A 430-nucleotide genomic window follows, 5' to 3' on the forward strand; every position below is an offset into this window, starting at 1 on the left:
GCCGCTCGCTGATCGACTCGACCCCGTGCCGCCGGCACTCGCGGTCCAACAGGGACAGGTCGTAGCGCGCGTTCATCACCACCAGGGGCGTCCCCGCCCGCAGTTCCTCGGCGACGGTCCGCGCGATCTCCGCTATGGCGGCAGCGGCCGGCGCCCCGTGCTCGCGTGCGTGCGCCGTCGAGATGCCGTGGATCGCCGACGCCTGCTCGGGTATCGCCACCCCCGGGTCCAGCAGCCAGGTCCGTTCGGCGGAGACGGCCCCGCCCGAATCCAGGCGCACGACGGCCGCCGTCACGATGCGGTCGGTCTCGACGTCGGTGCCCGTGGTCTCCAGGTCGAAGGCGACCGCCGCCCGCATTGTGCGCCAGCTCGGCCCCGACCCGCGCTCAAAAGCACTGATGCTGCTGGTCCCCGTACTGATGCTGATCCT

The 430-nt window shown here is 72.3% G+C and carries 1 protein-coding gene and 1 pseudogene; one reads left to right on the forward strand and one right to left on the reverse strand.

The features are described 5' to 3' along the window. The coding region (locus tag G3I71_RS48120; RefSeq protein WP_275409460.1) for an exonuclease domain-containing protein at positions 1–358 on the reverse strand (358 nt) is incomplete at its 3' end. Between G3I71_RS48120 and G3I71_RS52095 the strand changes: the two are divergent. Beyond that, positions 297–430: pseudogene (locus G3I71_RS52095) on the forward strand (ABC transporter permease); the annotation flags it as partial. The gene G3I71_RS48120 and the pseudogene G3I71_RS52095 sit on opposite strands and share 62 nt — an antisense overlap.

This window comes from Streptomyces sp. SID12501, from assembly GCF_010550245.1.
GTDB lineage: Bacteria > Actinomycetota > Actinomycetes > Streptomycetales > Streptomycetaceae > Streptomyces.